The sequence below is a fragment of the Cytobacillus dafuensis genome, assembly GCF_007995155.1.
In the GTDB taxonomy this organism is placed as follows: domain Bacteria; phylum Bacillota; class Bacilli; order Bacillales; family Cytobacillaceae; genus Cytobacillus; species Cytobacillus dafuensis.
This window is the reverse complement of record NZ_CP042593.1, coordinates 1,767,884-1,793,352: the sequence shown is the minus strand read 5'-3', so window position 1 is coordinate 1,793,352 and position 25,469 is coordinate 1,767,884. Positions and strand designations below refer to the sequence as shown.

The window sequence follows — 25,469 nt, the reverse complement described above, 5'->3', positions numbered from 1 at the left end:
ATTCGATTTGGGTCTGGCCTTTTTTACTCTAATTTATTTGGATTTTCATTAACTCATGAAAAGAATTATTTTTATAAAGATATATTTTGACCAGTAGATTGGTTTGCCCGCTGTTTCTTAGATTTTCTAAAATAAAGCAGCTCATAAATACAAGGGATGACGATTAGTGTTAGCAGTGTTGCCATGGCTAGACCGCCAATGACAACTACTGCTAGGCTTTGTGAGACTAAGCTTCCGGTTTCTGTTTCTTTCAATAATAGTGGAAGCATTGCACAGATTGTGGCAATCGCAGTCATGAAGATCGGCCTCATTCTTGTGTCTGTTGCTTCTACAAGCGCTTCTCTAATCGTCATTTTTTGTTCATTTTGTTTAACACGATCTAAAAGAACAATGGCATTTGTCACTACAATTCCAATGAGCATCAGTGCCCCAAGAAGTGCTGTTATATCTACAGATATTCCGCTTATAACAATTCCTAAAATTGCTCCGATTGCCGCAAGTGGCAGAGAGCAAAGAATAGCTATTGGTGCTTTTATTGACTTAAAGGTAATAACCATGATTAAAAAGACGATTCCAATGGAAACAAGCATAGTAAGAAATAAATCTGTAAAATCATTTGCCTGCTGGGCACTTGCCCCTCCAACAAGTACTTCTACGTTATCTGGCAGCTTCATTCCTTTTTGATCCTTTTTATCACCGAATATCACAAGATTCACTTTTTGTGATATTTCTGATAGTTTAGCTGGATCTACTGAAGCTGTTACACGAATGAAAGTTTCTCCATCTTTATGGAATTGGTTTGTTGAACGCTCTTCCTCTTGTAATGATGCAATTGACGATACTGGAACAAGGCCTGTATCCGTCATGACTGGAATTTTGCCAAGGTCTTCTGTTGTTTTCGTGTCAAAAACGGGTTCTAGAAAGACTGGTGTTTGTTTATCATCCAAGCTGATTGTCCCAATTGGTGTTTGATTTATCATCACACCAAGTTGCCTAGCTATTTGTTCAGTATTTCCTTTCTTAGGGTCAACTGTAAAGGAAAAAACGGTTTTCTTTTCATCTTGATTGGTTGTTACTTCTTCAACTCCGTCAATTTTTTCCACTTTCTCTTTAATATGATTCGCTGTTTTTTCAAGATCTGATATATTTTCCCCCGTCACATCTATCGTAATATTGGTACTAGCTCCCCCCATCATGAAAGAAGCGGCCATTACGTCTAACTGAGCGTCAGGGTATTGATCCTTTTTCTTTTCTACCTCTTCTATTATTTTATCTGTATTAGCATGATCCTTTAACAAAATACTAAAGGTCGCTTCTGTAGGTGAACCTACATACCCAAATCGAGCTGCTTCAGCGGGAGATCCCACTTGTGAAATAACGTAATTGACGTCATCCATTTCTCTTATCGATGTTTCAAGTTCAATTGTTTTTTCCTTTACATTTTCAATAGGTGTATCATTTGGGTAACTTAGTGTGGCAACAACATAGTCAGCTGAAGAGTTGTCAACCGCACCCTTAGGAATGACGAAGTATGTTCCAATAGAACCTACAAAAAGAAGGAATGCAATTGAAAATACTATCCATTTATGATTTAAAGACCAAGTGACGATCTTAGGAAATCTAACTGCTGGTTTATGCTCAGGAAGTTTTGTATTCTTCAATAATCCAGCACTCATTAACGGAACAACAGTTAAAGCAACAATTAATGAAGCAAGCAAGGAATAAGTGACCGTTAATGCGAACGGCAGTAGAAATTCCTGAAGGCCACCATTCAACAAACTCATAGGTAAGAACACAGCAACTGTCGTTAATGTAGAGGAAGTAATCGCTACTCCTACTTGTTTCGTTGCATCGATGATCATTTGAACAGAGAATTTCTCTGTCTGCATTTTTCGGAAAATATTTTCAATAACAACAATACTATCATCAACTAGACGTCCAACAGCAACTGCGACTCCGCCAAGCGTTAAAATATTCAATGTGATGCCAGACCATGACAACAAGAATAATGTAAAGCAAAGGGATAACGGAATTGAAACAATGGTAATAAAAGTCGACCGGATATTTCTCAAAAATACCATAATGACAATAGTTGCAAATAATGCGCCAAGAAGGACTTCTTTTATCATTGTTTGGACCGAAGTCTCCACCATATCAGCAGATGATATGTACACGACTGATTCCTGCTGATCATATAATTTATTTATTTCCTTTGTTACTCTTTCAACCTCTTTACTTATTGACACAGCATTCGATTTGCTGTCCTTTGTGATACTAATATCTAGACTTTCTTTCCCATTAAAACGGCTAATGAAATTCGCATTCTTTGTTTCATCAATCGTTGCAATATCTCCAAGCGTAACATTTGGAGCTACGATTAAACCTTTAAGTTTATCTAAACTAGTTACATCACCAAACACCTTAATATTGCTTGTTTTTCCATCAATTATTTTTTCTCCGATGGCTAAGGCTGAATTTTGCCCTTGAAGAACGCCCATAACAGCTTGAAGTGAAACTTGTTTTTCCGCTAATTTTTCATTATCAATTTTGACGGAAATGACGGAATCTGTTATCCCATAGACATCAACACTGGATACCCCTTTAATATCTTGATATAATGGCTGGAGTTTTTCCTGAACTAATGCCATATTTTCTGAAGTCATTCCATCTTTAAACGTTACAGCTATATTTGCAATGGGAATCATAGAAGTATTGAGCTGTGAAACGGTTGGCTTTGATATGTATGGAGGTAAATTTACGTTATTTAATGCATCTTGAACTTCTTGTTTTGCTTGCTTCATATCGGATCCAGCTTCAAAAAATATATCAATTTTTGAAAATCCGTCCCCTGTTGTAGAGTAGACAGATTTTTTTCCATTCACACCAGTAACTGCTCGTTCAACCGGAATAGTTACCTCAGATTCCATCGTTTTCGAATCCGTCCCTTGACCCATGGCAATTATGGTTACTTGCGGATTATCAGCAGTTGGCAAAAACTCCATAGGCAGTCTAAAATAACTTACAACTCCAATAACTAAAATTAATATGGTCATTAATGTAACAGCAGCTTTATTGCCAAATGCCCACTTTGTTATGAAAGACATTCTTTGTTTCTCCTCTCAAAAATAAAATTATTACCGAAAATCCTTACCATAAATTTCCTTAAACCCCAATAAATATTATTAATTTTATAAAAAATTAACAATTTTACATTTATTTCATTAATATCCCTCATTTCTACCATTTCCTTTGCATCTTCATTTTAGAAAAAATGGAATTTAATTGCATTGATCTACAGGATTATATTTTTCTAAGACTTGAGGTGTATTGACTTTTGTCTGGATCAAAGTAATGCTCCCTTCTATTCCGAATATCTCAATAAAGTGAAACTTCCATCAGTGGGGTTTTTTGATCCCCCACTGATAGTTAGTTGAACCAATCGGGCTTTTACGGGCAGTTGTCCCCCACCTATCTTCCTCGCTTCTCTCGCAATCTTGAGGTGGGGGGGCTTACTGCCCGTTAATGCGGGATACAACAATAAAGACCTATATACCTTAAAATTAATAAGGTAATAGGCCTTTTCTCAATTCATATAAGCAAGTAAATTTTTTAACAACTAAAACCACTTACTCCTAATTCAATGTCCTCTTCAAAAACTCCCTTGTACGTTCCTGGGTCGGCTGATTAAAGATTTGCTCTGGGCTACCTTCCTCGGCAATTACGCCCTTGTCCATAAAGACAACACGATCCGATACTTCCTTAGCAAACCCCATTTCGTGGGTGACGATTAACATCGTGAGACCGCTATCTGCAAGTTCCTTCATGACCTTCAGAACTTCTCCTACCATCTCAGGATCTAGGGCAGATGTTGGTTCGTCGAACAGCATAACATCTGGTTCCATGGAAAGTGCACGTGCAATAGCGACACGCTGCTTCTGTCCACCTGATAATTGCTTTGGCTTTGCGTTCACATATTGATCCATTCCAACAACTTTCAAATATTTCATCGCGACTTTTTCTGCTTCTTGGCGGGAACGCTTTAGTACTTTCATTTGGCCGACGGTACAATTCTTTAAAACATTGTGGTTATTAAATAAATTAAATTGTTGGAACACCATTCCTAACTTTGTACGGTACGCGGAGATGTCATGCTTATTATCCAAAATATTTTCTCCGTTATAAATGATTTGGCCGCCGCTCGGTTTTTCTAATAAATTTACACATCGCAGAAGAGTTGATTTCCCTGACCCTGAAGAGCCGATGATACAGACAACCTCGCCCTTATTTACCGAAAAATTAATGTCCTTCAACACTTCATGCGTACCAAAAGCTTTATTTAAATGTTGAATTTCAATAACTACTTCCATTCTTTTGCCCTCCTTCGCCTAATGATTATTCTTTTTTCGCAGCAAGTCCTCCGGTGTCTCTACTTGCATTTGATTGGCATACATCGTGTAATTCTCCGGTCCATCTATTCTCTTTTCGATGTAACGCAGAATTCTTGTTACCGTAAAGGTCATTATAAAGTAAAGAATACATGCTACGAAAAATGATTCGAAATATCTGAAGTTGTTACCTGCGATTGATTTTGTTTGGAAAAATAATTCAGAGACCGAAATGACATTAAGCACTGAAGTATCCTTTATATTGATAACGAATTCATTGCCTGTTGCTGGTAAAATATTTCGGATGGCTTGTGGCAAGACAACATTCTTCATCGTTTGAAAATGGTTCATCCCTATTGCTTGTGCTGCTTCATATTGTCCTTTATCAATAGAAAGAATACCACCTCGGATGATTTCTGACATATATGCCCCTGTATTAATTGATACGATTAGGAATGCAGCGTTTAATCGATCCATATCAAAACCGAAAGCTAAAGCAGACCCATAATAAATAACCATTGCTTGGACAATCATAGGAGTTCCACGGAATATTTCGATATAAATAGAAAGTATTGCATTAATCACTTTAAGAAAGATTCTCTTTGCCCCACTATCTGGTGTAGGAATGGTTCGGATTACGCCAATTAATAAACCGATGATAAAGCCTAATATCGTACCAACCATTGCAATTAAAAGCGTTACACCAGCACCACGAAGGAACATTGGCCAATTATTTGTAATGATTTCAACTACCCACTCAAAACTCATAGTTCTCCCCCTTTAAGAAAAGCGAAACCGACTGCATGAAGATGCACCCGGTTTCACATAATCATTAATTGGCTGCTGGTTGATTTTTAATAGCAGCATCCATAATGCTTGTACGTTCATCCTCAGAGATGCCTGCCAAGATTTTATTGATTTCTTCCGTTAAGTCACTGCCCTTTGCAACACCTACTGCAATTGCAGTATCATCATCTGATGTTTTAAAGCCATCTTTAAATTCAATCATCTTAAAGTTTTCGTTAGCAGATTCAGCACTTACTCCTTCTGGACGTTCAGATACATATCCATCAATAACTCCTGATTCAAGCGCAACCCTCATTGCTGGGAAGTTATCCATAGCAGGCTGTTTGTTCACACCGTCAATTTGATCGATGACTGAATAGTGGAAAGTATTTAATTGAGCAGACACTTTTGCACCATTAAAATCTTGGATAGATGTAGCTCCATCATATTTTCCGCCTTTTTTAACAACCATAACTAAATTCGATTTATAGTAGACGTCTGAAAAGTCAATCGTCTTTTTACGTTCAGCTGTTGGCGACATTCCTGCAATAATAGCGTCAATTTTTCCAGAAGTCAGAGCCGGGACTAGGCCATCCCACTCAGTCTTCACGATCACTAATTCTTTTCCTAAACCGTCAGCGATTTTTTTTGCGATTTCTACATCGTATCCACCTGCATATTCTGCACTTCCGTCAATTTTTACGCCGCCATTTGCTTCATCCATTTGTGTCCAGTTGAATGGAGCATATCCAGCTTCAAGCCCCACTTTAAATGTTCCATTTTCAGACTCTCCTGCACCACCTGTTTTTTCAGAATCCTTGCTTGTACCACATCCTGCCAAAAGTAAAATCATAGATAAAGACATTACTATTAAAAATGATAATTTTCTCCTCATGAAGCTTCTCCCCTTTTGTTATGATAGTTTAATATATTTCTATAATCGGAAAGGTATGCATGCCACCCAATTATAAAAGTCCCATTATTCAATTTATTCGGGAAATTTACATAATAAAAAGAGACCTGAGGTAAACTCAGGTCTCGTATTATACATTTGCCCTTAAGTCCTCTTCTTTCCCTAAATGAGATAGCACAACTCAATAAACCGGGATGTTTATTGAGACAGTCCTGCAGTTCTTAACTGCAGACCCAGCAAGCAATACAGAGAATATTACAAGCTTCGGCGACATTTCCTTCTCAATAGCATCATAGCTTCTCAAGCTCCGCTAAAGACTGTTAAATATCGCGCCTCTACCTCACTAGTAAAAAGTGAGGTCTTATTAAATTGTTACATGTAGTCTACAATAATCGATATAATCTGTCAACATTCTATAAGGAAAAAGTCACAGAAAATCATTATTTTAATATTATATTAATTTAATGTTCTTTTATCACGCGAATTGTTTTTAATTCAGTATCTCATGCACCTTGAACTGGAAGACCGGCTTCAATATTTGTTCTTGTATACATTACGAAATTATTACACCAGGGATAAAGATCGGAATCCCAGGAGGATAAACCATAACACTTTTAAAATATAGGCTATGTTAAACTTCCCTGTTGATTTCCGCTGCAGTCACTTAGCGATCGCGGGCGGTCCGGAAGCCTGCTCGTAGCTATCTCTACTGCTGGGTCACCCTTTGACTCGCTTCTCCCGCAGGACATTGAATAAGCTTCCTAGAATGATCACCGCACGAAGGAAATGCGTTAGCATTTTCGAGGAACTCGCGCCTGCAGCAAGAATCAACAACAAAAATAGCATTATCAACACTGAGCTTTAACAAAGCTAAAATATAAAAAAGGATCATGAAATTTTCATGATCCTCCGATTAAATAATTATTATTTACTGCATTAAGTGCTTCGGTAAACCTCTTTATTCCTTCATTTATAGATTCTTCATTTTCCCTTGCAAAGGTAAAGCGGACGAATCCCTTTTTGGATCCCATTGTAGTTCCGGGTACATAGATAACCCCTCTTTTGATTGACTCTTCCAGCAATTGTACTTCATTAAAATCTTTATTCAACTTGCACCAAATATGGATTCCACCCTGCGGTATATAAAAGTCAACTTGATCCTTTAAATAAAATCTAAGGCTCTTGACAATTTGATCCCTTCGCTTCTCTAACTGTTTGACTAATTTCTTGATATGAAAATGAAATTCTTCCGATTCCAAAAAATCATTAGAAATCCATTGAGTAAAGCTAGCATGCCCGAAATCTATTTGCTGTTTCGCATCGGATAATCTTTCAATAACTGGTCTTGGTCCAATTATCCAACCAATTCGCAGCCCTGAAGCAACGATTTTCGATAAAGAGCTAATATATAAAACATTTCCGTTGAGATCCATTGATTTTAGAGTTGAGATCTCTTCTCCTGAAAAGGACGTTAAACTATATGGATCATCTTCAACAACAGGAATCCCATATTCAGAAGATATTTCCAAAACTGTTTTCCGCCGATTTTTGTGAAGTAAAGCTCCTGTTGGATTTTGAAAAATCGGATTTAAAAATATCATCCGAATTCGATGTTTTTTATGTAATGACACCAAATCATTAGGGTTTATTCCATCTTTATCTACTGGTAAATAATATATTTTGAGCCCTGCCGATTTAAATATAGGGAGATTATAATGGTAGGATGGCTCTTCAATAGCAATTGCATCTCCCGGTTTTAACAGACATTGAACGACTAAATGTAAGGCTTGTTGGGCTCCCGATGTAATAAGTATTGATGAAGGATTTGTATCAATTCTTCGAAATTGTTTAACGTGTTTTGTAATGGTCTCTCTTAATACTACATTTCCTTGTGGATGGTCATATCCTAAGCTTCCAATAAAAGACCTAGTAGAAGTAATCTTTCTTAAGGAATCCAATGGAAAAAGATCCTCCGATAATTCCCCGCTTGCTAAATCAATCAGTTTATGCTCTACCATTTCTTTGCGAATTTTTTGTGTAACAGGTAAATTGGGCAAAAAGGATCCAGCCTTAATATACCTGTTCCAGCTCGGTATACGTTTCCTCGTAATTCCCCATATATCTTTGCTAATGGTCGTACCGCTTCCTCTAGTTCTTTGTACGAGCCCATTGGATTCCAACTCGTCATACGCGGCAACAACTGTGCTTCTATTGATGTTAAGCTCTTTAGCTAAGTATCTTTCAGAAGGTAATGGTTTATCAGGTGGAAAAGTACCATCTGCTATGCCATTTTCGATATATTCTGCAAGCTGTTTATATATAGCTTTTTTCGCTTTTCGATCTGGTTTCCAGTCCATTTACTACATTCCTCACTACTTTGTTTAGCCCTAATACTAATTATTGTATTCATATTTCTTTATTTATTCAAACTTAGGAAAGTTCATTTTTCCAATATTACCTATTGCACTATTACTTCTCTAGGTTAAATGACAGTATCGGTGTTAAGCAAAAAAAGTAATATATACTCCAAGAGCAATTATTGCAAGGATGATAATTACACCATAAATTAAAGATAAATTAATATTATTTCTTCTTGTTGAGCTGCTATAATTTTCGTCGCCATTACGAGTGACTAATAGAGTTAAGACAATTGATATGAATAAGATACAGAAAACCAAAGCAAACATAATCTTCATGTTACACCTCTTAAGACATTTTAGATTCTAACTAAAATTATACTAGGATAAAAAAATATCAATAAAAAAGTAAAATCAATTGAGATATTTTTAATCTTCAAAGAATTTTTTTTGTTGGGTAAACTATTAATCTTTTAGGATACTATTTTTTCTAAATAATAATAGTATACGATATGTCTCACAATTAAATACCATCCATTTTGTCAGAAATTTAACCAACCACTTTTGTAAAAGTGACTTGTTAAACGATTCTTTATTTTAAAAGAAAAGGCTGATGTACCAATATTTACAAGCGTATTTTTGAACATTTTGTGACACCAATCACATTTCCTTGCCTTTCAGAATTAGAGCGACTAATATATAAATCGACTGTGAATCATGAAACATGCTAAATCATTATTTCGCTATGAAACTACAAAATAAAATATGGAAGGGGTTATTCCATGAGAAAAAAATGGTCTTTTTTATCAATAGTTTTCACTATTGTCACTATGTTAACAGGATGCGAACCGCTATTGGTTTTGGATCCTAAAGGGCCCCAAGCTGAAAGGCAAGCAAGTGACATCATGTTATCGATTGGAATTATGTCGATAATTGTCCTAGCTGTCTTCGCTATTTTAATTATTATGCTAGTAAAATATCGTGCTTCAAAGCAAAGAGATGATTATGAACCACCTCACATTGAAGGAAATATATGGATTGAAGTCATTTGTGTGGGGATTCCCGTTTTAATAGTCGCTTACCTTTCCTTTGTTTCCGTTCAAAGTAACAATATCGTTGAGTCAGCACCGAAAGGGTATGAAGATAAAGAGCCATTAATTGTATATGCTTCAACATCTAATTGGAAGTGGCATTTTAGTTACCCTGAAGAGAATATCGAAACAGTTAATTACTTGTATATTCCTACAGATCGAGCACTTGAATTTAAACTCTATTCATACGGCCCAATCACGAGCTTCTGGATTCCTCAGCTTGGTGGACAAAAATACGCAATGTCTGACATGGTCAATACATTACATTTAGCAGCTGATGTTCCAGGTGAATATATGGGACGAAATGCCAACTTTAGTGGAAAAGGATTTGCTGAAAATACCTTCAATGTCAAAGCGATGCCTGAAAGTGAATTTGATGATTGGGTAGATGAAGTGAAGAAAACAGCGGAACCTCTTACTGAAGAGAAATTCGATGAATTATTAAAACCAGGTCATGTTGGGCAGTCCACATACACTGGAACTCACTTAGAATTCATGCCTCCTCCAGAAGGTGAAAATGGTGGACATAATCACGGATCATCTAATTCAGAAAAATCTGCAGATGATTCACATGAAGAACATTCTAATCACCAACATCATTAGGTTTATCTTACGTTAAAACAAAAAGCTAGTTTTATATATCAAGAATTCCTGAAAGGAGTCACAAATGTATGGATTACTTTGATCGATTTGCCGTACCACATACAAGTCCTGCTATTTATGCATCGATGGTTGCCATTGGACTTACAGTTATCGCAATTATCGCTGGCTTGACCTATTTTAAAAAATGGGGCTATTTATGGCGTGAATGGTTAACAACAGTTGACCATAAACGTATTGGTATTATGTATTTAATATCTGCATTATTAATGCTATTCCGCGGTGGAGTAGATGCAATTATGATGCGTGCTCAACTAGCAGTGCCTGAAAACACGCTGTTAGATGCTCAGCACTATAATGAAATATTCACTACCCATGGAGTCGTTATGATTATCTTTATGGCCATGCCATTCATTATGGCCTTCATGAACTTCGTAGTTCCATTACAAATTGGAGCTCGTGATGTAGCGTTCCCGCGATTAAATGCAATTAGCTTCTGGTTATTCTTCACTGGAGCGATGTTGTTGAATATCTCTTTCGTCATTGGTGGTTCTCCAGATGCAGGTTGGACTTCTTATTTTCCACTTGCAGGAAATGAATTTAGTGAATCTGTAGGAACAAACTATTATATGATTGCTCTTCAGATTTCTGGTCTGGGTACATTAATGACAGGGATTAACTTTATAACTACTATTTTAAAAATGAGAGCACCAGGCATGACACTAATGAAAATGCCAATGTTCACATGGTCTGCTTTAGTTACGAACGCTATTATCGTTTTTGCTTTCCCTGTATTAACTGTAGCACTTCTTATGGGCACGATGGATCGTTTATTTGCTACAAACTTCTTTACTACAGGAAATGGCGGTATGGATATGCTTTGGGCGAACTTCTTCTGGGTTTGGGGACATCCTGAAGTGTACATCTTAATTCTGCCGGCATTTGGTATTTATAGTGAGATTATCTCAACCTTTTCACGCCGTAATCTATATGGTTATAAATCAATGGTCGGCTCAATGGTTATAATCTCTCTATTATCATTCTTAGTTTGGACACACCATTTCTTTACAATGGGTCAAGGGGCTCTAACGAATAGTATTTTCTCTATTACTACAATGGCGATTGCTGTTCCAACGGGAGTTAAAATATTCAACTGGTTATTTACACTTTATAAAGGTAAAATCGTTATTACCACTCCAATGCTTTATTCATTATTGTTCATTCCGATTTTCACAATCGGTGGGGTTACTGGGGTAATGCTTGGAATGTCAGCTGCCGACTACCAATACCATAATACGATGTTTTTAGTCGCTCACTTCCACATGGTTATTATTCCTGGTGTCGTGTTCGCTATGCTTGCTGGTCTCCATTACTACTGGCCAAAAATGTTTGGTTACATGTTGAATGAGAAAATTGGTAAAGCAGGGGCATGGGTTATCTCCATGAGCACTCTTTTAGCATTCATGCCAATGTTTTTCACTGGTTTAGATGGTCAAGCACGTCGTATGTACACTTACTCTGAATCAACTGGATTTGGATTTTTGAATATGCTTTCGTTCATTGGAGCACTTGGACTTGCTATAGGTTTCTGTTTAATCGTGTACAATGTTTACTACAGCACTCGTTACGCTTCAAGAGATATTGGTTCAGATCCGTGGGATGCACGTTCTCTTGAGTGGGCTACACATAGTCCAGTACCAGAATATAACTTTGCTATTACGCCTCAAGTTAATTCATCTGAAACATTTTGGGATGCTAAGAAAAATGGTCATAAACTATTCACAGGTGAATATGAAAAAATTCATATGCCAAATAACACCGGTGTTCCTTTCATTATGGGATGTATATTCTTTGCATGGGGATTCTCATTTGTATTCGGAATGTGGATTCCTGTCATCATATCAACAATTGGGATTTTTGCTTGTATGGCTCTTCGTTCCTTTGAGAAAGATCACGGTCGTTACATCTCTGTCAATGAAATTAAAAAAACTGAAACATCGCGAGGTGCTTAATTAATGAAAATAGATAACTCGCTGCCTCTTGAGTATAGTACAGGGCAAAACCAAATAAATATTTTAGGATTCTGGATTTTTCTTGGTGCCGAAATTATGCTTTTTGGTACCCTTTTCGCCGCATATTTCACATTAGTCAATCGTACAGGTAGCGGTCCTTCTGGAGCAGATATTTTTGAAATAGCGCCAGTACTGATTGAAACATTTGTACTTTTAACTAGTAGTTTTACGATTGGATTAGCAATCCATGCTATGCGTCTCGGTAAAAAGAAGGCCATGCTGGCGTTTTTTGGGATTACCCTTCTTCTTGGTCTAGGATTCTTAAGCGTCGAGATTTTCGAGTTTAATCACTTTTATCACGTAGGTGCAGGACTACAAACTAGTGCATTTACAGCGATCCTATTAACAACATTAGGGACTCATGGAGCGCACGTTACATTTGGTTTATTTTGGGGATTATCCATCGTCCTTCAAGTTAGAAAGCGTGGATTGACTCCTGAAACTGCCAATAAATCTTTCATTTTCTCACTTTATTGGCATTTCCTAGACGTTGTTTGGATCTTCATTTTCAGCTTCATCTACATGAAAGGACTGATGTAAACATGAGTGAATTATTCCCGTTTAAACAAGTTATGGGTTTTGTATTTTCACTAATCCTTACAGCAGTAGCTCTTATGGTTTACTTCTTAGACATGCCATTCACAACAGGCATGACGGTTCTTCTAATTACAGCATTTATACAAGCGGCTCTACAACTAGTTGTATTTATGCACGCTGGGGAAACTGGAGATAGAGGGTCAATCTACACGAACCTATATTACGCCATTTTCATAGCACTAGCTACCGTTTTTGGTACACTGCTTACTATGATTTGGGGTTATATTTAAAAAGATGTCTTAAAAGGAGCGTCCAACATGGCGCTCCTATTTTATTTTCATTGGAGCAATGGCAATTCCTTTATCCATTTTCTCAAGCATCTCTTCCGTCGCCACAAAAAACACACCCATTAAAAAGATGAAAATAGCTCCCATCACTGTTCCAATGCCAATTGGAGTTAATACACTTGAACCTCTTTCAAAAATACCAAGTAAGAATGTAATGATTCCAATTGTCAGTACGATTCCACCTACATATTTTATTGTATTTAATAATTTCGCTTTCGATTTCATATCACTTAACCTCCTTTACATATATTATCTAACTAAGTTCACTAAATTGTCAAATTATTTCGTTATTTTTTCTTCTAGGTATTGACATTTTTAAAATCTATATTTTTATCTATTTTCATGCTCTCACTTCCAGCTTAGGATTTTGTAACTTCCCCTCATTTTTTAAAATTATCCAAGCATACAAAAAGGGCACATTTCATATTTGAAATGTGCCCTAAACTTATGATCTGAGAGGGATTTGAACCCCCGACCCCTACCCTGTCAAGGTAGTGTTCTCCCGCTGAACTATCAGATCCAATATTAAGTACATATTTAATTATATGTAAATAACGGAAAAAGTCAATAATTATTTTACTGCTCCTTTTTCAAAAAAAGCAAAATGGCCATCATTATTCCTATAATTAAGTAAAGGAGCACATGTAATGTATCAAACCAAAACACTTGATTAGCAATCAACTGATCTCCTGCGCTCATATAGTCAATCACTTCAAACACCGGTGGAAAAACCCATAAGCCCCATTTCAATAATGAAACCGCCTCAATCAATGATTTTGAAGCAAGGGATACGACTAAGAAAAAGACAGCAGAGAGCCACGAATATTTCTTCATCGCAAAGGTTGTGGCTGAAAAAAGTGTACCTATTAAAATACCAAACATCCCGAATATAATATGACTATAGAAAGTCATTGCATAAAGGCTAACCGTCATACTTCCTTTGAAACTACCGGCTAAAATAGGATAAAAAATCGCAAAAAATGCGAGAGGAATCATGAAAGCTAGAACTGCAAACCATTTTCCTATAAGGTATTTTTGCTTTCCCCCAACATGTGTAAAAAGAATATGCTTTTCACTATCTTCTTCCATCGTAAATATTGCCATGGCAATCCAAGTCATTATCATGTAAAGGGCAATTGATGATGCACCATAGCTGCTTAAAATCGGAACGTTCTTATAGGCATATAATATAAATACCCACGTTAAATAAACGATAACGGGGGGAATAAATTTCAATGAACGAATAAAGCTGATTAATTGGTAACGGACAAAAGTTGACAACACTACTACCTCTTCTCTCTTAACTCTAAAATGAGAAAATCTTGCTCTAGGAGCTTTTTTAGTAATTTATTTGATTCCTCGGCCAGAACCATCATTTCAATAATGTTCTCTTCAATCCATTCAAAACTAATACAAGGTAGTCCGGAGACTTGTATTTGATTAGAGATCACCGCTTTTATAACCATTATTTTTTCTTTTTTAGTCATCACACTATCATCAACAATTCTACCATTCTTAATCATTAGCACTCGGTCCGCTAACCGATCAATTAGCATGGATTCGTGAACTGTAAAAATAATCGTATTATTTCCCCTCTTTGACTCTAACTGATTTAGCAATTCCAGCTGTGCCTGCTCATCTAATCCCGTCAACGGCTCGTCCAGTAATAATAATTCTGGGTCCATAAGCAAAGCCTGAATAATACCAGCTTTCTGCTTTGTTCCTTTTGAGCAATTTTTTAAAGGTGTATGTAAGAATTCTTCAATCTCAAAACTTTTCGCATAGGCTGTGATTTGTTTCGACAACTCATCGCCTTGACTTCCAGACATTTTTCCCATTAATAATAAATATTCCTGCATTTTAAAACAGATATTTTCCGGGAAGTGCTCTGGCACATAGGCTGTTTTAATGTTCGCTCGTTTTATTTCGCCACTAGATTGCTCAAAGATTCCTCCAATGAGCTTTAAAAGGCTGCTTTTTCCCGACCCGTTATGACCGATAATGGCAATCCTTTCCCCTTGTTTAACACTTATTGAAATATCTTGTAATAATAAGTTTCCATTCATTTGTTTCCCTGCAACATTTGCTTCAAATATATTCATAAAAAACCCTCTAGTTTTTTCTTTATTTTACCATTAGCTCTTCAGTAGTTCATCTAAAATCCTAGTTATGAAAAAACAGAAAAAGGAAGCACCCTTTTCTGGTGCTTCCTTTCATTATAAAGCAGTTTGTTGTTGCTTTGTCATATTATTACGCTTGAAAATAAACTGTAAAGCAATCACAGTGACAAATAAACCTATTCCGATAATATCTGTAATTCCATTTGGATCAATTAACAGAAGTCCACCAGCTAATGCGAGAATTCTCTCATACCATACTAGTTTTCTAAACCAATATCCGATTACCCCTGCTCCAATCGCTGTCATACCGGCTAATGCTGTACAAACCACCCAAATTAAGGTATACCAATTTGTATCAATCATTAATAGTTCCGGAGAAAGGACAAACATATATGGAATGATAAAGGCTGCTATGGCTAGCTTCGCTGAGCTGACCCCGGTCTTTATCGGATCGCCCCCAGATACCCCTGCGGCAGCAAATGCTGCTAAAGCAACTGGTGGTGTAATATCTGCAATGATACCGAAGTAGAATACGAATAAATGTGCAGGTAGATCTGGAACACCTAATAGAATGATAGCTGGTGCTGCAATCGTTGATGTAATAACATAGTTTGCTGTTGTAGGTGAGCCCATTCCTAGAACAAGAGCAGCTAACATTGTTAACATTAATGTTGGAATTAGTGCACCTCCGGCAAGATCAAGCAAGCCGTTAGCAAGCTTTAACCCTAAGCCTGTTTTAGTTACTACCCCAACGATTATTCCAGCTGCTGCTGTAGCTGAAGCTACACCTAGAGCAGTACGGGCACCTTCTACAAGTGCGTCAATAGCATCCTTAAAGCTGATTCGTGTTTCTTTTCGGATCGCACTCACTGCGATTGTGATGACAATCGACCATAATGCAGCACGAATAACACTCATTCCGCTCATTAGTAGAATAATAACACCAAGAATCGGTAAGAGTAAGTAAATATTCTTTAATACTTCTTTACGATCTGGCATTTCTTCGTCTTTCAATCCACTTAACCCTACTCGCTTCGCTTCAAAGTGGGTCATAATCCAAATACCTGTGAAATATAGCAATGCTGGAATTGCTGCAGCTTTTGCAATTTCCCAGTAAGTAATACCGCCAATAAATTCTACCATTAAGAATGCAGCAGCACCCATTACTGGAGGCATAAGCTGTCCGCCCGTTGAAGCTGCTGCCTCTACGCCGCCAGCAAATTCTTTCTTATAGCCTAGCTTTTTCATCATTGGGATCGTAAATGATCCTGATGTAACTACGTTTGCGACAGAGCTTCCACTTATTGTTCCTTGTAAAGCACTGGAGAAAATAGCTACTTTTGCAGGTCCTCCGATTCTCTTTCCTGCTATTGACAAGGCTAAGTCATTGAAATACTGTCCAACCCCAGTTTTAACAAGAAATGATCCAAACAGTAGGAATAAGAAAATAAAAGTCGAAGATACCCCTAAAGGCGTACCGAGAATCCCTTCTGTCGTATAAAACATCGTTTGCACAAGTCTTTCCAAATCTAACCCACGATGGGCTAGGAAGCCTGGCATATAAGGTCCATAGACTGCGTAAGCTATAAAGAGACCCGCAATAATTGTTATCGGAAGGCCAACTGCTCTGCGAGTAGCTTCCAATACGAGGATGATCGCCATTAAACCAATAATAAAGTCGAGAGTCGTTAGTCTGCCGACCCTCATAACAAGCTCGTCAATCATAAGCGGCCAGTATGCTCCGACTGCTACAGATGCAAGTGAAAGTATATAATCATACCAAGCTGGCTTATTCTTAACACCGCGATCTTTTTTTCTAGCAGGGAATAATAAGAAAATGAGTGCCAGTGCAAATCCTAAATGAATGGATCTTTGCAGCTGGGCAGTAAGCATTCCAAAAACAGCCGTGTAAAGCTGGAATAAAGAAAATGATAATAAACCAATAAAAACAACCTTTCCCATTATTCCTTTGAGTTTTCTCGTTCCAGCTTCTGGGTCATATTTTTCAAGTAATTCCTGTTGTTCTTCTTGAGATAATGTTTCATGTTGACTCAAGGATGTTCACTCCTTTCAATTGCTGAAAAATATTGATTTTTTTGAATTTAATTCTGATCCATGTTCCTGGTTCAATATATCTAGACAGCTGATACTCTTCATTTTTAAAAATAACTCTGTGGTTTGCTCTAACTTTTCCGACACGAAGGTCAAATGAAGGAAAAATACGATTCATATTTTTCAAAAAATATTTTCCATCTTTTTGTTCAAAAATCTCGCCTTCTGAAGCATTCTCTGGCATTCCGATCGAATAATCTTCATACATTAGCTCATATTGCTGAATATGACCTTTTTCTGTTATCTTATAGCTTTCTACCACATCAGATAAATGAATAGAATGAGTATATTTGATTTTAAATGTCTCTTCCTTTGAAAAAGGGATATAGGCAAGTGGTCTTCCAGAATCCTGAAATTCAAAAACTAGTGCTTGCCTAAATGGAATGAAAAATATTATTGCAATGGATGAAATGATGAGGAACAGCAGAAAGATAAGTTTTCTGACTGACTTTCTTTTTTCCACATTGATCCCGCCTAAAAGTGTAAAAATAAAGGGAATCGGTGAAACGACGATTGCATATCGTATCACATCTGACCTCTACTAAAAGAGGAATAAACATTGTAAAGCAATCATTATTCTAATAGAAACATAGATACCGAAGAAAAGTAATATTTTCACTTAACTTATAATATGTACCACACACTCTGCGAAAAGAGAATTTGACCGGCAGTTTTACCTACATGAGAGGTTAATGCTACCGGTCAACCTTCTTCCATCTAATTATTGAGCTTTAACGCCTTTTTCATCGAAATATTTTTGCGCACCAGGGTGTACATCAATTCCAACACCAGTTAAAGCATTTTCTACCTTAATTAATTTCCCTTTAGCATGAGTAACTTTATCTAAATTTTCGAAAATAGCTTTTGTAATTTCATAAACTACTTCGTCTGATAAATCATTGCTAGCAACAAGCATTGCTTGAACAGCTACTGTTAAAACAGGATCAGCTAGCTTGTATGTTCCAGCTGGAATTTCTTCTTTTGCATAGTATGGATATTTTTCAACTAGTGCATCGATTTTATCTTGAGCGATTGGAACGATGACTACATCTTCAGTTGCAGAAAGTCCTTCAACAGCACCAGTAGGAGTTCCAGCTGTTACGAATGCAGCATCGATTGTTCCATCTTGAATTCCTGCAGTTGACTCATCAAATGAAAGGTCCTGCTTCTTAATATCATCGAAAGTGATTCCGTGTACTTCAAGAATTTGCTCAGCATTTGCAGCTGTCCCAGAGCCTGGTGCACCAACAGATACCTTTTTGCCTTTTAAATCCTCTACAGATTTAATACCTGATTTAGCAGTCGTTACAATTTGGATTGTTTCAGGATAAAGTGTACCAATTGCACTTACATTATCAATGGATTCACCTTCAAACATTAGTTTTCCATCTTTTGCATAGGAAGCAATATCCGTTTGAGTAAATGCAATTTCAGCATCTCCAGCTTTTAAAGTGGTCATATTCTCTGCTGATGCACCTGAAGTTTCAGCATTTGCCTTTATACCTGTTTCATCAGTAACGATATCGGCAAATGATCCGCCAAGCGGGAAGTATGTTCCGCCAGTTCCACCTGTTAAGATGCTAATGTATTCTGGTTTTTCAGCAGTAGAATCTCCACTCTTACCGCCATCTGTTTTTTCTCCGTCTACTTCCTTTGAACCACCGCCACAAGCAGCTAGAATCATAGAAAGCGCTAACAGTAATACTGTCGCAAGAAGAAAACTCTTCTTTTTCATAAAATTTCCCCCTTTTTATACATTCCAAGTTTTCAGAATATATTCTATCACATTACTAAACATAATTGTCAATAACTACTCTAATTAACTTTTATTTCCCAATAATATTAATACATAGAACGTATCGTAAGAATAAGCGTATTCATTGATATTTAACTCTATTAGATCGCTATCCAATATCCTAAAAAAATAATTAGATTAATTTTATTTTTCAGCATGTTTTTCAAAAAAATAACCATATTATAACAGACATCCTAATATTTGATCAGTCAACTACTATGCCTAAAGATCCCTATCAATTAGATAACAATTTTTTAAACTTGAAAAAAGCTTTTCCACTATTCATATGTTAAAATAACAAGAAAAGCTTTACATATTATACGGAGGAGACAGCTATGGAAAACACTAGAGGAACAATTAAAGATTTTACATTTTCAAGCAAAGAATTAGGGGAGGATATCGAGCTTCTCGTCTACTTACCAGCGACATATACACCTTTATATAAATATTCCATCATCATTGCCATGGACGGAAAGGATTACTTTCAGTTAGGGAGAATTGGCCGTACTGCAGATGAATTATTAGAAAAACAAGAAATTGAAAATATTATAGTGGTTGGAGTTCCTTATAAAAACATTGAGGATCGCAGAAGAAAGTACCATCCGGATGGTGAGCAGCATCAAGCGTTCATCCGCTTCCTTGCGCATGAACTTGTACCATATTTAGATCAAGAATACCCTACTTATCAAATGGGAATGGGACGAGCATTATTAGGAGATTCTCTAGCTGCTACTGTATCATTAATGACTGCGATGCAGTATCCACATACTTTTGGAAAAGTTTTACTGCAATCACCAATGGTGGATGAAAAAGTAATGAATGCAGTTGAAGAATTTAGTCAGCCTCATCTATTAACTATTTATCATGTAATTGGCAAAGAAGAAACAAATGTTAAAACAACACTTAAAGTTGAAAAGGATTTTCTAACGCCAAATCGCGAGCTCTCGAAGTTGTTTGTTGATAAAAAATTCCCATATTTCTACGACGAATTCGATGGAGATCACACTTGGACTCATTGGCAGCCAGATCTTAAACGTGCATTGAAAAAAATGTTTTCTTAATATTTGATTTAGCCTGAGGGTCAATTTGGTTTTTAGTTCAATAAGCATAGAAACCATTCCCTCAGGCGAATATAAGTTTTTTGAAATAACAAAACGATCAAATATAATAAATGAAAATTTTCCCCTTGACGAAAACAATATTTTATTTTCAAGCCTTTATGCTCATTTTTTATTGATTTCCCCAATAAAATGAGTTTACTATACTTTATATTTAGAAAATTTGTTATAATAATAAAAATCTTTACAGTCTGTTCCTTTCTAATACTATTATCTCAAATAATAAATATGGAGGTCATAATATGAAATTGGGTATTGTTATTTTCCCATCGAAAAAAATACAGGATTTTGCAAATTCGTATCGAAAACGGTATGATCCAAATTATACGTTAATTCCTCCACATCTAACATTAAAATCTGCATTCAAAGCAACTGAAGAAGAAATTAAACAGTTAACTGCAACATTAGACAAAATATCAAACCACTTCCAGCCTTTTCAAATAAAATCAACAAAAATCAGTTCATTCAAGCCTGTTAATAATGTAATTTATTTAAAAATTGAAGAATCGGAGGAATTGAACGGTCTTCAAAAAGAAATAAACGAGAAAATTTCAGAAGAAGTATTAGAATATGCATTTGTCCCTCATATTACAGTTGGACAAAAACTTTCAAATGATGAACACTCAGATGTATATGGTTCTTTAAGCTTAAATCAATTTAACTACGAAGACACAGTAGATCGGTTCCATCTACTCTATCAGCTTGATAATGGCTCATGGACCGTTTATGAAACATTTCGTCTAGGAAGGGATTAATGAGGGATGATTGTAAAAATCGTATCAAATGAGCATGAACTTCAAGATGCTTTTTCTATCCGAAAAATCGTATTTATAGATGAACAACAAGTTCCAGAGGAAGAAGAAATTGACCAGTATGAAGGTTCTTCTTTTCACTTTGTTGCCTATGAAGGTGTCACGCCGATTGGAGCTGGAAGATTCCGATCTATTGAAGGCATTGGAAAAGTAGAAAGAATTTGTGTCTTGAAGGAACACCGAAAATCCGGTGCCGGAAAAGCTATTATGGAAGAAATTGAAAATTTCGCTAAAAAAGAAGGATTTCATAAATTAAAACTGAACGCTCAGACACACGCAATTCCGTTTTATAGTGGATTAAGTTACGAAATTGTTTCTGAAGAGTTTTTAGATGCTGGAATTCCTCACAGAACTATGCAAAAAAGGGTATAAAAAAAGCTTCTGTCATTTTAGACAGAAGTTTAATGCTGTTGACAAACGCTCGCTTTCTTCGTTACTCACCTTCCTGCGGTGCTCATTACCCATCCATGGTAACTCCGCTCCTCGTAAGGCTTCGTGCCTCGAAAGACAAGCGTTTTCAATCAGCCTTAAAAAGTATTTAATTATACATTCTCTACACTCTGAGGCTTCTGTCATTTTAGACAGAAGTTTTTTTAACTAATGCTATGCAAAAGTATTAAAATATCTGCCCTTCCCTGTTATTTCTCCAAATACCCTTTCTATTGCACCATTTTCCAAATGGCTGTGATGATTTTCTCTTGGGAGTTTTTTCGGTACTGTGGAAAAATGCGGTCGATTTTTTTGCTCATATTCAGGAGGATTTGTAGTTGGTTTAATTGGTAGGATTGGTACAAATCGATATGGATCATACCTTTTGGAGATATCCCTCTCCGCATACTGGTTATATTCATAAAGTGTAACTGGTGCGATTAAGCCCATGGTCACTTCACCCCCTTTTAAAAAACTATATATATGATAGATATACGAGAATGACATAAGGTTTTTGTACCATTTTTAGAGAAAATCTTTTGTAAGTACCGTTGATTTGATATGATAGAGTTTGTCTAACGAAAGGCAAAGAAGAGGAAAAAATGATGAAAACTACGATGCTACATAATAAAATGATTCATCTTGATAGAATTGATAGAGAAACGTTTCAATCCATTTATGAAAATGGAAAAAAGGGACTACTCGTTTGTCCTGAATGTGGTGAAAAGGTTAGGTTCTACATTGGAATTGAAAAAGAGCCTCACTTTTATCATATTATGGATAAAGACACGAAATGCAGAGATTCTACTATGATCGAATCTTCTCCTTCCCATGAAGAATACTCGGAATTCAATGGATTTAGAATGCCCGTATCTCGTACCATTACATCTGTGAAGGAATCAGAAATAACTTATAAAAATGCACAAGCTGTTAAAAATATCCCTCCATTCACTCCGATTAAACAATTGGATACCACCTATTCTAATAAGTACATACAGGATCTGTGGGATTCAGGTATCATGCTTGATTTCGCTCAATCGGATGCTGTTTCCTGTATCGATGGCCCCCTCCTAGTACTTGCTGGAGCAGGCAGCGGGAAAACAAGAGTGTTAACAACGAGAACGGCCTATATGATATGTGAAAGAAAAATTGATCCTAAATCGATTATGCTGGTAACTTTTACAGCAAAAGCAGCTGCTGAAATGAAAAAAAGACTAATCATGTATCCTCAAATGGGCCAAAAAAGTATTCAGCAAATTGTAACTGGCACTTTCCATAGCATTTTTTATCGAATTTTAGTCTTCCATAATCCAGAAAAATGGGCTTCTCACAAACTACTAAGCAAAGGCTGGCAGCGAGAGCAGCTAATCAAGCAAGTAGGCAGATCATTAAATATAGATGAAAAGGAATTTGCTATCGATCTTGCACTCCAACAAATTAGCTATTGGAAAAATTCGCTTATCCCTCCATTAAAGGTTAAGCCTGAATCAGCTTGGGAAGAGCGTGTTGCCCTATTATATGAACAATACGAACAACTTAAAGATAACGAAGGATACTTTGATTTCGATGATATGCTTGTAGGCTGTTATATACTATTTCAAAACGAGCCATCTGTTCTGAAAAAATACCAAGATCGCTTTCAATATTTATTAATTGATGAGTTTCAAGATATTAATAAAGTGCAGTACGAACTTATGAAAATGATATCAGCAAAATCGAGAAATATATGTGCTGTAGGTGATGATGATCAATCTATCTATGCATTTCGAGGCAGCGACCCGAAATACCTTCTAGATTTTGAAAAAGATTTTCCAGGTGCTAATATTATGAAGTTAAATCAAAACTATCGTTCGGCTCATGAAATTGTTTCAACAGCTAATCAAGTAATTGTACAAAATAAACTTCGGCACAGTAAGAAAATGAATGCTCAATTTTCAGGTGAAAAACTGCCAATCCTCTTTTATCCTTATGATGAGGAAGAAGAAGCAACCTCAATTGTAACTGACATTCAAGAAAAAATTGCACTTGGCTTTGAACCACAAAATTTTGCAATTCTTTTCAGGACAAATTCAGGAAGTCGTGCAGTATTCGAACGCTTAGCTAATTCAAGCCTCCCTTTTAAAATTGAACAGGATGCTGAGTCCTTTTATGACCGATTTATTGTAAAAAGTATGCTTTCTTTCTTACAATTATCCATCAATGAAGAGGACCAAAATGCGATTAAAAATATTCTCCCTGCCTTATTTGTTAAGCAGACGGCAATGAAGGATTTGATTGCTGAAAGTATTTTAAAGGACTGTTCTTTGCTTGAATGTTTGAAATACATTAAAACAGGATTTTCTTTTCAAGAGCAAAAATTAAGAAAGGTCATTCCAGTCATCCGATCCATATCAAAATTATCTCCTCAAACAGCCATTACGAACATAGAAAAAGAGCTTGGCTACCAGGACTTTATTAAAAAACGTGGTAATGAAGGAAATAAAATGGAAAGGGGTTCTGATGATCTAAAGGATCTTAAGGTGGCAGCAAAAAATTTCACAACGATCCAAGAGTTTTTAGACCATGTTGAACACATGAGAGCTATGAATAATGAAATAAAGCAAATGAGTAAAAAAAATCAACATGCGATTACATTAAGTACAATACATCGAGCTAAAGGACTCGAATATAAGGTTGTATATATTATTGGGGCTAATGAAGGAACCCTCCCCCATGAATATGCTTTAGAATCGTATCGTAACGGAGATTATTCTCCAATGGAAGAGGAACGGCGGCTTATGTATGTTGCGATGACAAGGGCTATGGAGTATTTATACATTTCAATCCCTGAAAAAAATCGCGGCAAAAAATCCAATCCTTCAAGATTTCTAACACCCATTACAAATATTCATAGGATTAAATAAAGTGAAACTTCCATCAGTGGGGGTTTTTCGACGCACAGGACGTGCTAGTGCCGACGTTGCCACAGGACGTGGCGTTCTTAGTCGGCTTTCATCCCCCACTGAGCTTAGTTGCGGCCCACAGGAAGTGGGTCAAACAGACGTTGCCACACGATGTGGCACTTTTAGTCTGTGTTCATTTTCCGGGCCTTTACGGGCAGTTGCCCCCCACTTAGGTTTCTTTAATACTCTCTCAACCTTGTAGTGGGGGGTCATACTGCCCGTTAATCTGCGATAAACAACAAGGGCCTGGTTATTAATCTCACCAGGTCCTTCTTAATAAATTTCATTATTTTTTATTTATCATTTGTGAAATCGTTCCAAAATCAAGCTGTTTGCCTTCAGTGACAATTGACTCGACAATTTTATCCTCTGTTTCTTTTGATACTTCGCGATTGGCAATTTGTGATACTCTCCGAATAACACTTCTAACTGTTTTTTCATCTTTAAAGTTTGCATTCTGTAAAGAGCTTGCTAAATCAAAAACATCCTTCATATTAACGCCTGTTTTCTTTTCAATATTTTTGAAGAAATTATTATCCATACTTTTTGTCACGCCCCTTCCTAAACTACTTTATATAGTATGAACATGGGCAAAAAAGGTGAATGAGTCAGACGCTTTTTCCATTTTTTTTAAAAACGGCAGATTTTCTTTTACGATTTCCTAAGCAGAAGCTCTATGTAATAATTTTTTTATCCTTTTGGTCTAAAAAGCAATGCACCAATAAAACCAAAAATGATTGCAGCTGATATTCCAGAGCTTGTAACTTCAAACATTCCAGTTAGTACACCTACAATCCCATGCTGCTCCGCTTCTTGCAACGCCCCATGAACAAGAGAGTTACCAAAACTTGTAATCGGAATCGTAGCCCCTGCCCCAGCAAAATCTATTAAGGGCTCATAAAGTCCAAAGCCGTCTAATACTGCACCAATAACAACTAGTAGGCTTAAGGTGTGTCCTGGTGTTAATTTCGCAACATCAAACAATAATTGACCAAATACACAAATGAGACCCCCAACAATAAATGCCCATATAAACATTGGCAGCATGTTCCT

The 25,469-nt window shown here is 36.5% G+C and carries 22 protein-coding genes, 1 tRNA gene, 1 pseudogene and 1 riboswitch; of the genes and pseudogenes, 8 read left to right on the top strand and 16 right to left on the bottom strand.

Annotated features, from left to right (window positions below; genetic code table 11):
* Window positions 1–71: 71 nt before the first annotated feature.
* The 6 genes and pseudogenes from FSZ17_RS08485 to pdxR all read right to left on the bottom strand — a co-directional run bounded on the left by FSZ17_RS08485 (window position 72) and on the right by pdxR (window position 8,441).
* Window positions 72–3,104, bottom strand: a complete 3,033-nt coding sequence (locus FSZ17_RS08485; RefSeq protein ID WP_057774118.1) for an efflux RND transporter permease subunit — start codon at window positions 3,102–3,104, stop codon at window positions 72–74.
* A gap of 528 nt (window positions 3,105–3,632) precedes the next feature.
* Window positions 3,633–4,367: an amino acid ABC transporter ATP-binding protein gene (locus tag FSZ17_RS08480; RefSeq protein WP_057774120.1), complete on the bottom strand. Its 735-nt coding sequence runs from the start codon at window positions 4,365–4,367 to the stop codon at window positions 3,633–3,635.
* A gap of 18 nt (window positions 4,368–4,385) precedes the next feature.
* Entirely contained in the window at window positions 4,386–5,153 is a 768-nt protein-coding gene (locus tag FSZ17_RS08475) for an amino acid ABC transporter permease (RefSeq protein WP_057774122.1), read from the bottom strand.
* Window positions 5,154–5,217: 64 nt separating this feature from the next.
* A complete protein-coding gene (locus tag FSZ17_RS08470; RefSeq protein WP_057774124.1) occupies window positions 5,218–6,066 on the bottom strand; it encodes a transporter substrate-binding domain-containing protein in 849 nt (282 codons plus the stop codon).
* Between the two features lie 182 nt (window positions 6,067–6,248).
* Window positions 6,249–6,430: riboswitch (Lysine riboswitch) on the bottom strand.
* A 157-nt stretch (window positions 6,431–6,587) separates the two neighbouring features.
* A pseudogene (locus FSZ17_RS23680) lies at window positions 6,588–6,694 on the bottom strand (hypothetical protein); the annotation flags it as partial.
* A 289-nt stretch (window positions 6,695–6,983) separates the two neighbouring features.
* Complete coding sequence (gene pdxR, locus FSZ17_RS08465) at window positions 6,984–8,441, bottom strand: MocR-like pyridoxine biosynthesis transcription factor PdxR (protein ID WP_057774126.1); 1,458 nt, start codon at window positions 8,439–8,441, stop codon at window positions 6,984–6,986.
* Window positions 8,442–9,223: 782 nt separating this feature from the next.
* On the opposite strand from pdxR, the gene qoxA reads away from it, so the two are divergent.
* From qoxA to qoxD, 4 genes are all read left to right on the top strand, one after another.
* Window positions 9,224–10,135, top strand: coding sequence for a cytochrome aa3 quinol oxidase subunit II (qoxA, locus tag FSZ17_RS08455; protein ID WP_057774129.1), 912 nt, complete (start codon window positions 9,224–9,226; stop codon window positions 10,133–10,135).
* Window positions 10,136–10,203: 68 nt separating this feature from the next.
* Complete coding sequence (gene qoxB / locus FSZ17_RS08450; RefSeq protein ID WP_057774131.1) at window positions 10,204–12,144, top strand: cytochrome aa3 quinol oxidase subunit I; 1,941 nt, start codon at window positions 10,204–10,206, stop codon at window positions 12,142–12,144.
* A 3-nt stretch (window positions 12,145–12,147) separates the two neighbouring features.
* Window positions 12,148–12,744, top strand: coding sequence for a cytochrome (ubi)quinol oxidase subunit III (locus FSZ17_RS08445; protein ID WP_057774133.1), 597 nt, complete (start codon window positions 12,148–12,150; stop codon window positions 12,742–12,744).
* Window positions 12,745–12,746: 2 nt separating this feature from the next.
* Window positions 12,747–13,031, top strand: a complete 285-nt coding sequence (gene qoxD, locus FSZ17_RS08440; protein WP_057774135.1) for a cytochrome aa3 quinol oxidase subunit IV — start codon at window positions 12,747–12,749, stop codon at window positions 13,029–13,031.
* A gap of 36 nt (window positions 13,032–13,067) precedes the next feature.
* Here qoxD and FSZ17_RS08435 read toward each other — a convergent pair whose 3' ends face one another.
* The 7 genes from FSZ17_RS08435 to FSZ17_RS08405 form a co-directional block, all read right to left on the bottom strand.
* Window positions 13,068–13,313, bottom strand: a complete 246-nt coding sequence (locus tag FSZ17_RS08435) for a hypothetical protein (protein ID WP_057774137.1) — start codon at window positions 13,311–13,313, stop codon at window positions 13,068–13,070.
* 223 nt (window positions 13,314–13,536) lie between these two features.
* Window positions 13,537–13,608 (bottom strand) — tRNA-Val (locus FSZ17_RS08430).
* Between the two features lie 56 nt (window positions 13,609–13,664).
* Window positions 13,665–14,369, bottom strand: coding sequence for a hypothetical protein (locus FSZ17_RS08425; RefSeq protein WP_146846426.1), 705 nt, complete (start codon window positions 14,367–14,369; stop codon window positions 13,665–13,667).
* A 5-nt stretch (window positions 14,370–14,374) separates the two neighbouring features.
* Complete coding sequence (locus FSZ17_RS08420; RefSeq protein ID WP_057774141.1) at window positions 14,375–15,190, bottom strand: ATP-binding cassette domain-containing protein; 816 nt, start codon at window positions 15,188–15,190, stop codon at window positions 14,375–14,377.
* Between the two features lie 114 nt (window positions 15,191–15,304).
* Window positions 15,305–17,263: a TRAP transporter permease gene (locus FSZ17_RS08415; RefSeq protein ID WP_057774143.1), complete on the bottom strand. Its 1,959-nt coding sequence runs from the start codon at window positions 17,261–17,263 to the stop codon at window positions 15,305–15,307.
* Entirely contained in the window at window positions 17,250–17,849 is a 600-nt protein-coding gene (locus FSZ17_RS08410) for a DUF1850 domain-containing protein (RefSeq protein WP_228460307.1), read from the bottom strand. Before FSZ17_RS08410 ends, FSZ17_RS08415 begins: the two co-directional genes overlap by 14 nt.
* Window positions 17,850–18,041: 192 nt before the next feature.
* Window positions 18,042–19,055 (bottom strand): TAXI family TRAP transporter solute-binding subunit, encoded by a 1,014-nt coding sequence (locus tag FSZ17_RS08405; RefSeq protein ID WP_057774145.1) that lies wholly within the window; start codon window positions 19,053–19,055, stop codon window positions 18,042–18,044.
* A 395-nt stretch (window positions 19,056–19,450) separates the two neighbouring features.
* Between FSZ17_RS08405 and FSZ17_RS08400 the strand changes: the two genes are divergently transcribed.
* The 3 genes from FSZ17_RS08400 (at window position 19,451) to FSZ17_RS08390 (ending at window position 21,417) form a co-directional block, all read left to right on the top strand.
* Window positions 19,451–20,176: an alpha/beta hydrolase gene (locus FSZ17_RS08400; RefSeq protein WP_057774148.1), complete on the top strand. Its 726-nt coding sequence runs from the start codon at window positions 19,451–19,453 to the stop codon at window positions 20,174–20,176.
* A gap of 299 nt (window positions 20,177–20,475) precedes the next feature.
* On the top strand, window positions 20,476–20,988 hold the full coding sequence (locus FSZ17_RS08395; RefSeq protein ID WP_057774149.1) for a YjcG family protein: 513 nt from the start codon (window positions 20,476–20,478) through the stop codon (window positions 20,986–20,988).
* A 6-nt stretch (window positions 20,989–20,994) separates the two neighbouring features.
* A complete protein-coding gene (locus FSZ17_RS08390) occupies window positions 20,995–21,417 on the top strand; it encodes a GNAT family N-acetyltransferase (protein WP_057774151.1) in 423 nt (140 codons plus the stop codon).
* Window positions 21,418–21,648: 231 nt separating this feature from the next.
* Here FSZ17_RS08390 and FSZ17_RS08385 read toward each other — a convergent pair whose 3' ends face one another.
* Window positions 21,649–21,924 (bottom strand): hypothetical protein, encoded by a 276-nt coding sequence (locus tag FSZ17_RS08385; protein WP_057774153.1) that lies wholly within the window; start codon window positions 21,922–21,924, stop codon window positions 21,649–21,651.
* A gap of 155 nt (window positions 21,925–22,079) precedes the next feature.
* Between FSZ17_RS08385 and FSZ17_RS08380 the strand changes: the two genes are divergently transcribed.
* Complete coding sequence (locus FSZ17_RS08380) at window positions 22,080–24,377, top strand: UvrD-helicase domain-containing protein (protein WP_057774156.1); 2,298 nt, start codon at window positions 22,080–22,082, stop codon at window positions 24,375–24,377.
* A 325-nt stretch (window positions 24,378–24,702) separates the two neighbouring features.
* Here the strand turns inward: FSZ17_RS08380 and FSZ17_RS08375 are convergent, their stop codons facing one another.
* Both FSZ17_RS08375 and spoVAE read right to left on the bottom strand, forming a co-directional pair.
* Complete coding sequence (locus FSZ17_RS08375) at window positions 24,703–24,957, bottom strand: sporulation-specific transcription regulator SpoVIF (protein WP_057774827.1); 255 nt, start codon at window positions 24,955–24,957, stop codon at window positions 24,703–24,705.
* A 149-nt stretch (window positions 24,958–25,106) separates the two neighbouring features.
* Window positions 25,107–25,463 carry a stage V sporulation protein AE gene (gene spoVAE / locus FSZ17_RS08370; protein ID WP_057774158.1) on the bottom strand — a complete coding sequence of 119 codons (357 nt, stop codon included), beginning with the start codon at window positions 25,461–25,463 and terminating at the stop codon, window positions 25,107–25,109.
* Window positions 25,464–25,469: the final 6 nt, after the last annotated feature.

Excerpts from the sequence above, each read along its gene's own strand:
- FSZ17_RS08485 (WP_057774118.1), bottom strand. The coding sequence starts at position 3,104 with ATGTCTTTCATAACAAAGTGGGCATTTGGCAATAAAGCTGCTGTTACA.
- FSZ17_RS08480 (WP_057774120.1), bottom strand. The coding sequence starts at position 4,367 with ATGGAAGTAGTTATTGAAATTCAACATTTAAATAAAGCTTTTGGTACG.
- FSZ17_RS08475 (WP_057774122.1), bottom strand. The coding sequence starts at position 5,153 with ATGAGTTTTGAGTGGGTAGTTGAAATCATTACAAATAATTGGCCAATG.
- FSZ17_RS08470 (WP_057774124.1), bottom strand. The coding sequence starts at position 6,066 with ATGAGGAGAAAATTATCATTTTTAATAGTAATGTCTTTATCTATGATT.
- pdxR (WP_057774126.1), bottom strand. The coding sequence starts at position 8,441 with ATGGACTGGAAACCAGATCGAAAAGCGAAAAAAGCTATATATAAACAG.
- qoxA (WP_057774129.1), top strand. The coding sequence starts at position 9,224 with ATGAGAAAAAAATGGTCTTTTTTATCAATAGTTTTCACTATTGTCACT.
- qoxB (WP_057774131.1), top strand. The coding sequence starts at position 10,204 with ATGGATTACTTTGATCGATTTGCCGTACCACATACAAGTCCTGCTATT.
- FSZ17_RS08445 (WP_057774133.1), top strand. The coding sequence starts at position 12,148 with ATGAAAATAGATAACTCGCTGCCTCTTGAGTATAGTACAGGGCAAAAC.
- qoxD (WP_057774135.1), top strand. The coding sequence starts at position 12,747 with ATGAGTGAATTATTCCCGTTTAAACAAGTTATGGGTTTTGTATTTTCA.
- FSZ17_RS08435 (WP_057774137.1), bottom strand. The coding sequence starts at position 13,313 with ATGAAATCGAAAGCGAAATTATTAAATACAATAAAATATGTAGGTGGA.
- FSZ17_RS08420 (WP_057774141.1), bottom strand. The coding sequence starts at position 15,190 with ATGAATATATTTGAAGCAAATGTTGCAGGGAAACAAATGAATGGAAAC.
- FSZ17_RS08405 (WP_057774145.1), bottom strand. The coding sequence starts at position 19,055 with ATGAAAAAGAAGAGTTTTCTTCTTGCGACAGTATTACTGTTAGCGCTT.
- FSZ17_RS08400 (WP_057774148.1), top strand. The coding sequence starts at position 19,451 with ATGGAAAACACTAGAGGAACAATTAAAGATTTTACATTTTCAAGCAAA.
- FSZ17_RS08395 (WP_057774149.1), top strand. The coding sequence starts at position 20,476 with ATGAAATTGGGTATTGTTATTTTCCCATCGAAAAAAATACAGGATTTT.
- FSZ17_RS08390 (WP_057774151.1), top strand. The coding sequence starts at position 20,995 with ATGATTGTAAAAATCGTATCAAATGAGCATGAACTTCAAGATGCTTTT.
- FSZ17_RS08385 (WP_057774153.1), bottom strand. The coding sequence starts at position 21,924 with ATGGGCTTAATCGCACCAGTTACACTTTATGAATATAACCAGTATGCG.
- FSZ17_RS08380 (WP_057774156.1), top strand. The coding sequence starts at position 22,080 with ATGAAAACTACGATGCTACATAATAAAATGATTCATCTTGATAGAATT.
- FSZ17_RS08375 (WP_057774827.1), bottom strand. The coding sequence starts at position 24,957 with ATGGATAATAATTTCTTCAAAAATATTGAAAAGAAAACAGGCGTTAAT.
- spoVAE (WP_057774158.1), bottom strand. The coding sequence starts at position 25,463 with ATGCTGCCAATGTTTATATGGGCATTTATTGTTGGGGGTCTCATTTGT.